Origin of the sequence: Streptomyces sp. QH1-20 (genome assembly GCF_041283565.1) — a bacterium.
GTDB lineage: Bacteria > Actinomycetota > Actinomycetes > Streptomycetales > Streptomycetaceae > Streptomyces > Streptomyces syringius.
Window position 1 is genome coordinate 2,334,641 of sequence record NZ_CP166299.1, and the last position, 13,296, is coordinate 2,347,936.

At 72.0% G+C, this 13,296-nt stretch carries 9 protein-coding genes; 7 read left to right on the forward strand and 2 right to left on the reverse strand.

Annotated elements, in window-relative coordinates:
• Positions 1 to 11 precede the first annotated feature (11 nt).
• From AB8O64_RS10420 to AB8O64_RS10430, 3 genes are all read left to right on the forward strand, one after another.
• Positions 12 to 821, forward strand: a complete 810-nt coding sequence (locus AB8O64_RS10420; RefSeq protein ID WP_370418875.1) for a tyrosine-protein phosphatase — start codon at positions 12 to 14, stop codon at positions 819 to 821.
• A gap of 85 nt (positions 822 to 906) precedes the next feature.
• Positions 907 to 2,844, forward strand: a complete 1,938-nt coding sequence (locus AB8O64_RS10425) for a hypothetical protein (RefSeq protein ID WP_370418876.1) — start codon at positions 907 to 909, stop codon at positions 2,842 to 2,844.
• 73 nt (positions 2,845 to 2,917) lie between these two features.
• A complete protein-coding gene (locus AB8O64_RS10430; protein ID WP_370418877.1) occupies positions 2,918 to 3,616 on the forward strand; it encodes a TetR/AcrR family transcriptional regulator in 699 nt (232 codons plus the stop codon).
• Between the two features lie 33 nt (positions 3,617 to 3,649).
• Here the strand turns inward: AB8O64_RS10430 and pulA are convergent, their stop codons facing one another.
• On the reverse strand, positions 3,650 to 6,241 hold the full coding sequence (gene pulA, locus AB8O64_RS10435) for a pullulanase-type alpha-1,6-glucosidase (protein ID WP_370418878.1): 2,592 nt from the start codon (positions 6,239 to 6,241) through the stop codon (positions 3,650 to 3,652).
• Positions 6,242 to 6,437: 196 nt separating this feature from the next.
• Positions 6,438 to 7,847 (reverse strand): alpha-amylase family protein, encoded by a 1,410-nt coding sequence (locus tag AB8O64_RS10440; protein WP_370418879.1) that lies wholly within the window; start codon positions 7,845 to 7,847, stop codon positions 6,438 to 6,440.
• Between the two features lie 326 nt (positions 7,848 to 8,173).
• On the opposite strand from AB8O64_RS10440, the gene AB8O64_RS10445 reads away from it, so the two are divergent.
• From AB8O64_RS10445 to AB8O64_RS10460, 4 genes are all read left to right on the forward strand, one after another.
• Complete coding sequence (locus tag AB8O64_RS10445) at positions 8,174 to 9,478, forward strand: extracellular solute-binding protein (protein ID WP_370418880.1); 1,305 nt, start codon at positions 8,174 to 8,176, stop codon at positions 9,476 to 9,478.
• 121 nt (positions 9,479 to 9,599) lie between these two features.
• Positions 9,600 to 10,592, forward strand: coding sequence for a carbohydrate ABC transporter permease (locus tag AB8O64_RS10450; RefSeq protein WP_184730353.1), 993 nt, complete (start codon positions 9,600 to 9,602; stop codon positions 10,590 to 10,592).
• Positions 10,589 to 11,461 carry a sugar ABC transporter permease gene (locus AB8O64_RS10455; protein WP_370418881.1) on the forward strand — a complete coding sequence of 291 codons (873 nt, stop codon included), beginning with the start codon at positions 10,589 to 10,591 and terminating at the stop codon, positions 11,459 to 11,461. Before AB8O64_RS10450 ends, AB8O64_RS10455 begins: the two co-directional genes overlap by 4 nt.
• 186 nt (positions 11,462 to 11,647) lie before the next feature.
• Positions 11,648 to 13,282: a glycoside hydrolase family 13 protein gene (locus AB8O64_RS10460; RefSeq protein WP_370418882.1), complete on the forward strand. Its 1,635-nt coding sequence runs from the start codon at positions 11,648 to 11,650 to the stop codon at positions 13,280 to 13,282.
• Positions 13,283 to 13,296: the final 14 nt, after the last annotated feature.

Here is a 13,296-nt window from a genome sequence, read left to right on the forward strand (position 1 = left end):
ATAAAGGAGCCGTGCGCATGCCACACCAGTTCGATGTCTCGACCATCGTCAACCTCCGCGACCTCGGTGGCATCGCGCTCGCCGGAAACTCCGCCGTCCGCCCCGGCCTGCTGCTCCGGTCCGGCCAGCTGGACCGGCTCGATCCGATGGCCGACCCGGCCGTCGCGGCCCTCGGCATCCACACGGTCGTGGACCTGCGCACCGAGCACGAGCGGCGCGACCGGCCCGACCGGGTGCCGGACGGCGCCCGGCTGATCGTCGCGGACGTGCTGGCCGGCGCCTTCCCCGCCGCCGTCCAGGGCGATCAGGTGCCCGCCCGGATCGAGTCGGTGCTCGGCAGCCCGGCCCTGGCCGAGGAGCACCTCGGCGGCGGCAAGGCCGAGAAGCTGCTCTGCGACTCCTACCGCGCCTTCGTGTCCTCCCAGGCCGCCTGCGACGCCTACCGGCTGCTGCTCTCCGCGCTCGCCGAGCCGGACTGCGGCCCGCTGCTCTTCCACTGCACGGCCGGCAAGGACCGCACCGGCTGGGCGGCCACCGTGATCCTGCTGCTGCTCGGCGCGGACGAGGCCACGGCCGAACGCGAGTACCTCGACGTCAACCCGGCCGTGCGCGCGGCCTTCGCGCCGATCACCGAGCGCTTCACCTCGGCGGGCGGCGACCCGGAGATCGCCGACGCGATCCTGGGCGTCCGCCCCGCCTACCTCGCGGCGGCGCTGGAGGAGATGTACCGGACGCACGGCGATGTGGAGCGTTACGTCCGCGACGGGCTCGGCGTCCCCGACGACGCCGTCGACCGGATCCGCGCCCGCTACGTCGCCTGAGGCAGCCCCGAGCACCCAACGAGCACCCAACCGGTCCCCGGCACGGGTGAGGTGACCATCCCACCATTCACTCGTTCTATGGATCGTGGAGCAGCAAGCGACAGCCCCCCGCCCCCGGTCCATCGCCCCCGTCGACGTCGAGCAGGCCGAGGCCGCGCTCATCGAGCACTACCCACGCCTGGTGCGGCTCGGGTATCTGGTGCTGCCGCCCGCGCTGGGCCGCAACCGCCGTGTGCTGACCGCGCACGCCCTCGTCCAGCGGTCGCTGCCGCGCAACCGGGTGGGCGGTTCGGAGCTGACCGTACCGGCACCGCGCGGCACCGACGGCGTGCCGAGCGAGCCGGGCTACACCTACGTCCGCCAGCGGGTGCTGCGGGCCGCGCTGGACGCGGGGCGGCCGCGGGGCCGCTGGCAGCCGCCGCGGCCGGGCCAACTCCCGCCGCTGCTACCGCAGGTGTGGGGGCTGCGGCTGTTCCCCCGCTCGGGCGGCGCCGACGAACTCGCCCTGGACCAGGCGCTCTCCTCGCTGTCCGGGCCCGGCCGGGCCGCGTACGTCCTGCGCGGACTGGAGCTGTCCGACGACCGGGACGTACGGCGGGTGCTGTCCGCGGCCGGGGTCGAGGACCCGGGCGCGGCGCTCGCCGAGGCGGACCGCGTCCGCACCCCCGCGGGCAGCCGCGACACCCCGCTGCTGGAGTCGGTGGAATTCGACCCGTGCTCCCTGCAGGCCCGGCCGACGGATCTGATGCGCCGCCGCCAGCACACCCGGGCCGCGCTCGCGGCCGCCGCCGCGGCCGTGGTGTGCGCCACGCTCCTGGGACTGCCCGGTGACGGCTGGGGCCGGGACGGCGCCGCCGCGCCCCCGTACGCGCAGAACGCGGCGGCCGAAGCGGCCCTGGACCCGGCCAGGTTGACCCAGGCCACCTCCTCGGCCTGGAAGAGCGCGGACCGCCCCGGCTTCGCCACCTGGCCCGCCCGCGGCGACCGCACCGGAGACCGGGAGCTGCTGCGCCGGGCGCTCGCCGCCTGGGCCCGGCCGGGCCGCGCGGTCCGGGTCACGGCGACGCCCGGCACCCCCGTCGGCCCCGCCTCCGGGCCGCCCCAGCTGCTGTACGCCGGCGAGGTCGACGCGGCGGCCGTCGTGCTGCTCCACGACGGGCTGCGCGTGGTGCGCTACGCGGAGGCCAAGAGCGGTGAGGCCGGTGCCGCCGCGCTGGACTTCGCGCGCACCGACGCGGCGGACGCCGACACCTCCACCGCGGTCGTCGTCGGCCGCACCGACGGCAACGTCCGCTATCTGACCGCCCCCTGGGTGACCGACGCGGCCGTGCGCGACCTGCTCGCGCCCACGGGCACCGGGCGGCCGCTGCACCGGGACGCCGAGGGCGTGACCGACGCGACGCCCAGCCCCGCCCCGGCCGGCGGCTGCCGCGCCTGGCCCGCGCTGCGGCTCGGCGGCCGGCTGGTCACCGACCTCGGCGAGCTGGTCCCCGCACGGCTCACCGTCGGCGCCCCCGGCTCCCCCCGCGACGTGGCGGGCGACCGGGCGCTGGCCGGCTGGGCGCACTCCGCCTGCCATCTGCAGACCGTGCGCTCGCAGGGCGTCCGGTCGGTGAACGCCTGGCAGTTCGCGACGCAGCCGCTGCCCGGCGGCGCGGGCAGCGCGGCCTGGCTGTGCACCCGGGCCGAGACGTGGCGGGGCCCGGGCAGCCGGGTGCAGGCGCAGTTCCAGGTCCCCGGCGCCCGGCCCGGCGCACCGGGGACGGTCGTCGCCCGCGCCGAGGACTCCGCCGCGTGCGGTGCCCGCGATCCGCACGTCCTGGCGGGCGTGCTGTGGAAGTCGAAGACCGGTGCCTGGTACGCGCTGGCGGCGGGCAGCGACGACGTCGCCTCGATCACCGCGACGGGCGGGGTGCGCGGCAGCACGCGCGGCGCCCTGCTGGCCGTCCCGGCGCGGGCGGGCGCGCACGCCGAGCTGAGCGCCCTGACCACCGCCGGGAAGAAGCTCACGACTCTGCGGTGAGCGGCCCGCGCCCCGCGGCCCACCGGGCTTTCACGCCCGGTGGGCCGCCGCGCGTCGGCATTAGGATGACCGCATGACGACCGGGGTGCGCCGCAGGATGGGCGTCGAGCAGCGACGCGAGCAGCTGATCGCGGTGGCGCTCGACCTCTTCAGCAGGCGCTGCCCCGACGATGTCGCCATCGACGAGATAGCCGAGGCGGCCGGGATCTCCCGGCCGCTGGTCTATCACTACTTCCCCGGCAAGCAGAGCCTGTACGAGGCCGCCCTGGGCCGCGCCGCCGAGGAGCTGGTCTCCCTCTTCGACGAGCCGCGCGAAGGCCCGCTGGGAGCCCGGCTGTTGCGGGTCATGCGGCGGTTCTTCGACTTCGTCGAGACGCACGGACCGGGGTTCTCGGCGCTGATGCGCGGCGGCCCGGCGGTGGGCACCGGCCGGGCGAACGCCCTGATCGACGGGGTGCGCCGGGCCGCGTACGAGCAGATGATCGGGCACCTGGGGGTACGCGCTCCGGCGCCGCGCCTGGAGCTGGCCGTCCGGTCCTGGATATCGCTGGCCGAGACCACGGCGCTGCTCTGGCTGGACGGCTGCCCGGTGGCCCGCGCGGAGCTGGAGTTGCAGCTCGTCCACCACTTCGCGGCCCTCACGGCGGTGAGCGCCGCCTACGACGAGGACATGGCGACCGTGCTGCGCCGCGTGCTGCGGGACGAGCCCGCCGACGGGCCCTTCGGGGACCTGGTCGGACGGCTGGCCGCGCTCGCGCCGCAGCCGTCCTGACCCCGGCCCCTGCCTGCTACCTGTCGGCGCCGGTCAGCCCCGGCGGAAGACGGCGACCGTGCGGCCCGGGACCGTGAAGGCGCCCGATTCCCGTGCGTACGAGGCGGACTTGACGACGGTGTCCGCGCCGCGCGCCTGGACGGGGTGCAGCGCGTAATCCGTTCCGGAGAGCGCCCCGATCCGCTGGGTCGCCTCGTGCGGTGTGGCGTTGAGGACCACGACCAGGTTCCCCAGCCGCATCGTGACGACGCCCGGTGTCTCATCGGCGCCGGACAGCGGGAACGACAGCGTCCGCTGGACGTCGGCGGTGGTCGCCTGACGGAACGCCCGCTCGGTGGTGCGGATGCGCAGCAGGTCCCGGTAGGCGGCGGAGGCGGCCCGGATCGGCCCGCAACCGGGCCGCAGGGCCGGGTCGGCGAGCAGCGGCCGGGCGTACGGCCACTTGGACCGGTTGTCGGCGGCGGGCGGCAGTCCGCGGCCGAAGCCGTTGCCGTCGGCGCAGTCCCAGTGGATCGCGTTGAACCAGTCGCCGCTGTCGTAGGAGTTGCGGTCCAGGGACTTCGAGCGCAGCAGGTCCGTGCCGGCCTGGGAGAGGGACGGCCCCTGGGAGAGCGCGGCGGCGGCCATCGCGAGGACCTGCGCCCTGGCCCGCTCGGCGGCGGGGGTGGCGGGCGGGAGCTTGTAGGCGAGGGCGTCGTAGAGGGATTCGTTGTCGTGCGCGTCGGCGTAGGCGAGGGCGTCACCGGGGGCGGCGGCGTAACCGGCGGGCGCACCGTTGTAGTCGACGTCGGCGCCGCGGACGTCACGGCCGGTGGAGTCGGTGAAGCGGTAGTCGGCGAGATGGCCGGTGAGGCCGACCTTGATGAGGTCCTGGGCGTGCAGCAGCCGGGCCCGCTGCTCGTCGGGGCTGCCCGCGGGCGAGCCGTTGGGGTCGGTGAACAGTCCGGAGGCGAAGCCCTGGACGCGGGGGTCCTCGTCGAAGGGGCCGCCGCCGCGGATCGCGTCGCGGGAGCGGTCGGCGAAGGTGGCGATGCCGGTGCCCGCCATGTTCTTCTGCGTGGCCTGGACGAAGCGGGCGTCGTTCGCCACCTCGCCGAAGTTCCAGCCCTCGCCGTAGAGGACGACGGCCTTCCCGTCGACGCCGTCCCTGTCGACGGTGAGGGCGTCGAGGGCCTTGCGCACGGCGAGGATGTTGGCCTTGGGGTGGTGGCCCATGAGGTCGAAGCGGAAGCCGTCGACCTTGTACTCCTTCGCCCAGGTGACGACGGAGTCGACGACGAGCTTGCCCATCATGGCGTGCTCGGGCGCCGTGTTGGCGCAGCAGGTGGAGGTGGCGACGCCGCCGTCGTCGAGGAGGCGCTGGTAATAGCCGGGGACGATCCGGTCGAGTACGGACTTCGGATCCTGCCCGGAGGCCACGGTGTGGTTGTAGACGACGTCCATGACGGTCCGCAGCCCCGCCCCGGCGAGGCCCTGCACCATCTGCCGGAATTCACGGGTCCGGCCCGGCCCGTCCGGGTCGGAGGCGTAGCTCCCCTCGGGGACGGTGTAGTGGAGCGGGTCGTAGCCCCAGTTGTACGCGTCGCGGCCCGCCGTCTTCCCCACGCACTCCTGCTGTCGCTCGGAGTCGGCGGGCAGGGCGGCGAGGTCGCAGTCGGGGGTGGCCTGGTCCGCGGCCCGCTCGGGGACGGTGCCGAAGTCGAAGGCCGGCAGCAGATGGACGTAGGAGGTGCCGGCGGCGGCGAGCGCGCGCAGGTGCCGCATCCCCGCCGAGGCCCGGTCGGTGAAGGCGAGGTAGCGCCCGGGGTGGGCCGAGGTGCGGTCGGCGACGGAGAAGTCGCGGATGTGCAGTTCCTGGATCTGCGCGTCGCGCAGCGGCACGGCCGCCGGCTTGCGCAGTCGCGACCAGCCCGCGGGAGCGAGGGCGGGGTCGGCGAGGTCGACGACGAGGCTGTGGGTGGAATCGGCGGTCAGGGCGGTGGAGTAGGGGTCGGTGACGTGGTTGGTGACGACCTTCCCCACGGAGGGGACCCAGACGGTGACGGCGTAGCGGTAGGGCTTCGCGGCCCAGTCGCGCGCACCGGTGACGCTCCAGACGCCGCTGCCGGCGTCCCGCCGCATGGCCACGGTACGGCCGTCGAGTTCCAGGGCGACGCGGCGGGCGGTGGGCGCCCAGACGGAGAGGGTGGGGCGGCCGCCGCGGAAGCGGGGGCCGAGCTGGGCCTTGGTGGCCGCGGCGGCGTAGAGGTCGTCCAGTACGCCGGGGATCTGCACGCCGGTGGCGACACCGTCCGTCTCGGCGACGAGCCGGCCGGTGAGGGCCGTGCGCTCCTGGCCGTGGGCGTCGACGCGGAAGGCGTCGTAGTTCGCCAGGTGCGGGTATTTCGTGCGTTGTTGCGGGGACAGTCCGCCGGGCCGGGGGGTCAGCGCGAAGCTGCCGCGGTCGTGGGTGAGGCGGTGGGGGCGCGTGGGGGTGCCGAGGTTTTTGGGCCAGGCGATGGTGTGTTGGTCGATCCAATGGACCTTGGCCCCTTGGGGGGCGGGTGTGGCGGCCTGGGCCGGGCCCGTCCCGACGAGGGGTAGGGCCAGGGCTATGACTGCGGCCAGGGTGGCCAGTCGTCTCACGGAACGTGCTCCTTCGGCTGAGGTTGGGACGTGGTTTTCTCCCCTGACCCGCCCCTTCCCGTAACCGGGGCTCCGCCCCGGACCCCGGTCCTCAATCGCCGGACCGGCTTGATGGTTGCCCGGACCGGCAGCAAAGCCAGCCCGTCCGGCGATTGAGGGCGAGAAACGGTGAAAGGGCGGGGCCGGGGCAAGGTTCCTACTTCCCGCAGGCGCGAGCCCCGGCGTGCAACGCCAGCGCCGTGTTCGCGGCCAGCGTCGCCGTGAAGCGGCCGTCACCGCCGACCGTCACCCGCCGTCCGCTCTGCACGTCGCAGTACTCACCCCCCGGCAGCGACGTCTGGAAGGTGCGGCTCAGCGCGGAGGTCTCGTGGTTGATGGCGACGTAGCCCTTGTTCCCCCGGCCGAAGGCGATGGCCTGGGAGCCGTTGTCCCACCAGTTCGTCACCGCCGTGCCGCGCACCGCGTTGCGGAAGCCCACCATGGCCTTGATCTCCGGCCACTTGTGCTGGCACTTCCAGCCGTCCTGCCAGCACGCGGCGACCTTGCCCCCGTTCGGCGGGCCCGCGTCGCGGTCGGTGAATTCGTAGCCGGAGTGGATGTCCGGTGAGCCGTAGGGCCAGGCGAGCATGAAGACGTTGGCGAGGGTGTAGTCGGCGCCGTCCTTGTAGCTGAGGGTGTCGCCGCCGCGCTCGGTGTCGTGGTTGTCGACGAAGACGGAGGCCTTGCCGGCGGGGAGGTAGCCCCAGCCCTCGCCGTAGTTCTTGAGGTAGGCGAGCCGCTCGTGCTGGAGGACGCGTTTGAGGTCGCGGGCGTAGCGGAACTCCTGGACGTCGCCGTTGCCGAGGTATTCGTCGGGCCGGACGGCCTCCCCCGCGCCGAAGATGGTCTCCTGCTTCCAGTACACGCCGGGTTTGCTCAACTTGGCCTTGATCGCGGTGAGATCCTCCACGGCGATGTGCTTGGCGGCGTCGATCCGGAAGCCGTCGACGCCGAGGGACAGCAGGTCGTCGAGGTAGCGGGCGATGCGTTCGCGGACGTACTCCTCGCCGGTGTCGAGGTCCGCGAGGCCGACCAGTTCGCAGCGCTGGACGTTGCCGCGGTCGCGGTAGTCCGTGATGACCGAGGTGCAGTCGTCCATGTCCTGGCGTTGGTAGGTGCCGGGGTAGTCGTACTTCGTATACGACGAGCCGCCGGTGCCGGTGCCGGAGCCGGCGGCCATGTGGTTGATGACGGCGTCGACGACGACCTTGACGCCGGCCGTGTGGCAGGCGCCGACCATGCGGGCGAAGGACGCGCGGTCGCCGAGACGGCCGGCGATCCGGTAGCCGACGGGCTGGTAGGAGGTCCACCACTGGGGGCCCTGGATGTGTTCCTGGGGCGGTGAGACCTGGACGTAGCCGTAGCCGGCGGGGCCGAGGGTGTCCGCGCACTCCTTGGCGACCGAGTCGTAGGTCCACTCGAAGAGGACGGCCGTCGCCGGTCCTTCGGCCGGGTCGCCTGGTGCGCTCGCCCGGGCCGGCGGGGCGCAGAACAGGGCAGTCGCGACGAGGGCGAGGGCTGCGGACAGGGCCCTTCGGGGGGATGTGGGCATGGCGGTGGGGGCCATGGGTTCTCCTGGGGGGTGAGGAGCACAAGGCGGGGAAGCCGGTGGGACACGGCCTGGCGAGGGCAACGCGCCGCGCCCGTAAGGCCCATGAAGGTTCTTGCGGTTCTTGCTGCAAGGCCGCCCGCACGACAGCGGTCACTTGCCGCGCACTGGACCGTACGAGCCGCCCCGTCGCTGGTCAAGCCTTTGGACACAGTCAGGTTACGACCCGGAAATCTCGCCGTTTCCTTCTTGCAAGGTCTTTCGCAAGAGATTGCAGCCTGTTAGCTTCCTCCTCAGCTCGGGCCGCCCGCGACAGGTCGGCCTCCTTGAAGAGGAGATCCCCTATGCGAAGAGGCATATCGGTCGCCGCCCTCGTCGGCGTGCTGGCCCTCACCGCGACCGCGTGCGGCGGTGACAGCGACGGTGGCGCCGGTGACGGCTCCAAGGCGGCGAGCGATCCGGGCAGCGTGAGCGGCACCATCACCTGGTGGGACACCTCGGACGCCACCAATGAGGCGCCGACGTTCAAGAAGCTGGTCGCGGACTTCGAGAAGAAGTACCCGAAGATCAAGGTCAATTACGTCAACGTGCCCTTCGACCAGGCACAGCAGAAGTTCAAGACGGCCGCCTCCTCCAACCAGGGCGCGCCCGATGTGCTCCGCTCCGACGTGGGCTGGACCGCGGGCTTCGCCCAGCTCGGCTACCTCAAGGACCTGACGGGCACGCCCGCCCTCGACAAGACCGACGACTTCCTCGAAGGGCCGCTGAAGAACGCCGCGTACCAGGGCAAGACGTACGGCGTCCCGCAGGTCACCGACACCCTCGGACTCCTGTACAACAAGGAGCTCTTCCGGAAGGCCGGCATCGAGAAGCCGCCGACCAACTGGAAGGAGGTCAAGGAGGCCGCGGAGAAGATCAAGGACAAGACGGGCACGGCCGGCATCGGCCTCAACCCCGACAGCTATTACTCGCTGCCCTTCCTCTACGGCGAGAACAGCGACATGGTCGACGTCGAGAAGAAGAAGATCACCATCTCCGACGCCGCCTCCCGCAAGGGCATCGAGACCGCCGTCGACCTCGTGAAGTCCGGCGCCGCGCCCAAGCCGGCCGGTACCGACGGGTACAACAACCTCAAGACGGACTTCAAGAACGGCAAGCTCGCCATGCTGATCGACGGTCCCTGGGCGACCAAGGAGATCTTCGGCGGCGAGGCGTACAAGTCGAAGGACAACCTCGGCATCGCGGCCGTCCCGGCCGGTTCCACCGGCACGGCGGGCGCCCCGGTCGGCGGGCACAACCTCGTCGTCTACGCGGGCACCAAGAACTTCGACGCCTCCTACCTCTTCGCCAGGTTCATGACCGAGGCGACCCAGCAGGAGACGGCCTCGACCACCATCGGTGTGCTGCCGACCCGTAAGTCCGCGTACACCAAGGCCGTGCTGTCGGACCCGGTGCGCGACGCCTACTACCGGGCGCTGGACAAGGCCCACCCGCGGCCCGCGATCCCCCAGGGCGGCGACCTGTTCACCGACTGGCTCCAGCACTACACCAAGATCCTGACCCTCAAGGAGGACCCCAAGGAGGGTCTGGACGCCACGGCCAAGGCCTGGAAGTCCGCGCTCCTGAAGGACTACGCGATCCAGGAGTAGTCGGCCCGCCCTCCAGGTACCCCGGTGCGGCCGGGGGCGCTCCGACGACGCCCCCGGCCGGCCGGACCGGTCGTGTTCCCCCTTCTTCTCCCCCTCCCTTCCCGAGGAAAGCCGCCGAGCCATGACCACAGCCGTTTCCGAGACCGGAAGCCCGCCCGAGGGGCAGGTGCGCCGCCCCGGCCTGCTCACCCGTGCCAGGCGCTCGTTCGACACCCACTGGTACGCCTGGGCGATGGTGCTGCCGGTGGTCGTGGTCCTGACCGTGCTGGTCGGCTATCCGCTGGGCCGGGGCATCTATCTGTCCTTCACCGACGCCAACGAGGCCAACATCGGCCGGACGATCGGCGTCAACCACATTCCCTCGACGTACGAGTTCGTCGGTCTGGACAACTACTGGAAGGTGCTCTCCGGCCAGGAGGGCCACTTCTACTCCCGGCTCACCTGGACCGTCGTATGGACCGCGTCCTGTGTCTTCCTCCACTACACGATCGGCCTCGGGCTGGCGCTGCTGCTCAACCGCAGGATGCGGTTCCGCTCGCTGTACCGGGTGCTGCTGATCCTGCCGTGGGCGGTGCCCGCGTTCGTCGCCACGTTCTCCTGGCGGCTGATCTTCAACGAGAAGTACGGCGTCCTGAACGCGTTTCTCGCCAAGCTGGGAGCGGGGCCGGTCGACTGGCTCGGTGACGAGACGCTGCAGAAGCTGTCGGCCGTCGCCGTCAACGTATGGCTGGGCGTGCCGTTCATGATGGTGGCGATCCTGGGCGGTCTGCAGTCGATACCCGCCGAGCTGCACGAGGCCGCGGAGATGGACGGCGCGACGCCCTGGCAGCGGTTCCGCCATGTGACGCTGCCCGGGCTGCGGCCGGTGAGCGGCACGGTGATCCTGCTCGGCGTCATCTGGACGTTCAACATGTTCCAGGTGATCTACCTGCTGATCGGGCAGGGCGCGAGCTCGGAGAGCGAGATCCTCGTGACCTACTCCTACCGGCTCGCCTTCCAGGGCGTACGCGACTACGCGGGCTCGGCGACGTACGGCATCCTCATCCTCTCGCTGCTGCTGGTCTTCGCCGTCTTCTACCGCCGGATGCTTTCCCGACAGGAGTCTGTGCGATGAGTGCGACGAGTTCCCCCGCCACCGGCCCCGTGAAGTCCCGTCCGCGCGGTGAGCGCTCCCGCGGTGTCTCCGTGGCCCTGCACACGGCGCTGGTCGTCGCGTCCCTGGTCTCGGTCTTCCCCGTCCTGTTCGTCGTCTTCGTCTCCCTGCGCGGGCGCGACGGCTGGCAGGAGCCTACGAAGTTCGTCGGCTTCGAGCTCTCGAACTACACGCACATCCTGAACAACACCGAGTTCCTGACCTGGTTCGGCAACTCCGTGATCATCGCGCTCGGCGCGACCGTGCTCGGTGTGCTCGTCGCCGCGACCGCGGGCTACGCCGTCTCCCGGATGCGCTTCCCCGGCCACCGGCCGCTGATGTGGACCTTCCTGGTCGTCCAGATGTTCCCGATGGCGGTGCTGATCGTGCCGCTCTACAACATTCTCGGCCGGCTCGAACTGCTCGACTCCTACACCGGCTTGATCCTGACGTACTGCTCGATCTCGGTGCCGTTCTGCGCGTGGATGCTGAAGGGCTACTTCGACACGATTCCGGCCGAGATCGACGAGGCGGGCCGGGTCGACGGGCTGAGCCCCTTCGGCACGTTCTGGCGGCTGATCCTGCCGCTCGCCCGGCCGGGCCTGGCCGTCACCGGCTTCTACTCCTTCATCACCGCCTGGGGCGAAGTGGCCTTCGCGACCCAGTTCATGAGCAGCGAGAAGCACTACACGCTGGCGGTGGGCCTGCAGACCTTCGTCGGCCAGCAGAAGGCCGAGTGGGGCCTGATGACGGCCGCCGCGGTGCTCATCACCGTGCCCGCCGGACTCGTCTTCTTCCTCGCGCAGAAGCACCTGGTCGCCGGACTGACCGCAGGTGGCACCAAGGGCTGATTCCATCCGTCACCGGTCGCGTGACCGCGCGTTGAGCAGTTCGTACCACTTTCGCTCGTACCCCCTGCTCGCCGACTCGCTCGCGTACGTACGCACGGCTCTCACGCACCGCTCTTACGCACAGCTCCTCCGCATCGTCTTACGCATCGCAGCCCCCTTGGTTGGGCCCACCCGATAGGGAAGTACATGACCCAGGACCTCGCGCCCTCCGTCCGCGACGCCGCCGTTCCCGCCGCCCGCCGGCCGGAGAAGTGGTGGCGCAGCGCCGTCATCTACCAGGTGTACGTGCGCTCGTTCGCCGACAGCGACGGCGACGGCATCGGTGATCTGCGGGGGATCCGCGAGCGGCTGCCGCACCTGGCCTCGCTGGGCGTGGACGCCGTGTGGCTGACGCCGTTCTACGCCTCGCCGCAGGCGGACGGCGGCTACGACGTGGCGGACTACCGGGCCGTGGACCCGCTGTTCGGGGATCTTTCGGACGCCGACGACCTGGTCCGCGAGGCGCACCGGCTGGGGCTGCGCGTCATCGTGGACATCGTTCCCAACCACACCTCCGACCGGCATGTGTGGTTCCAGGCGGCGCTCGCGGACCGGTCCGGGGGGACGGCCCGCGAGCGCTATCACTTCCGGCCGGGCAAGGGCGCGGCCGGCGAGCTGCCGCCCAACGACTGGGAGTCGGTTTTCGGCGGTCCGGCGTGGACCCGGACGGTGGACCCCGACGGCACCCCGGGCGAGTGGTACCTGCATCTCTTCGCGCCCGAGCAGCCGGACCTGAACTGGGACAATCCGGAGGTCCGCGAGGAGTTCGACTCGGTCCTGCGGTTCTGGCTGGATCTGGGTGTGGACGGGTTCCGGATCGATGTGGCGCACGGCATGGTCAAGGCGCCGGGGCTGCCGGACATCGGCCGCAAGGAGCAGGCGAAGCTGATCGGCGCGCAGGTGCTGCCGTTCTTCGACCAGGACGGGGTGCACGAGATCCACCGCTCCTGGCGGCGGCTGCTGGACTCCTACGAGGGCGAGCGGATCGGGGTGGCCGAGGCCTGGGCGCCGACCTCGGAGCGGCTCGCGCTGTACGTACGCCCGGACGAACTGCACCAGGCGTTCAACTTCCAGTTCCTGACCTGCGCGTGGGGCGCCGAGGCGATGCGGACCGTCATCGACGAGTCGCTGGCCGCCACCTGCTCCGTCGGGGCGCCCACGACCTGGGTGCTGTCCAACCACGACGTCGTGCGGCACACGACCCGCTACGGCGGTGGCGAGCGGGGGCTGAACCGGGCCCGGGCCGCTGCACTGCTGATGCTGGCGCTGCCCGGCTCCGCCTATGTCTACCAGGGTGAGGAGCTGGGGCTGCCGGAGGTCGTGGAGCTGCCGGACGAGGTCCGTCAGGACCCGGCGTTCTTCCGCGGGGACGGCCAGGACGGCACCCGCGACGGCTGCCGGGTGCCGCTCCCCTGGTCGGGCGAGGAGGCGCCGTACGGCTTCGGGCCGGGCGGCAGCTGGCTGCCGCAGCCCGCCGAGTGGCGAGGGCTGTCGGCGGAGGCGCAGTCGGGCGACCCGCGTTCGACGCTGGAGCTGTACCGCTCGGCGCTGGCGCTCCGGCATGAGCTGCCGGGGCTGGGCGACGGGGAGATGACCTGGCTGGAGGCGCCCGAGGGGGTGCTGGCGTTCTCCCGTCCGGGCTTTGTGTGCACGCTCAACACGGGCGGGGCCGAGGCGGAACTGCCCGTGCCGGGCCGCCCGCTGCTCGCCACCGCCGCCCTCGAGTTCTCCGGGGGCACGGTGCGGGTCCCCTCCGACTCATGCGTCTGGTGGGCAGTCTGAGATGCGACGGGTAA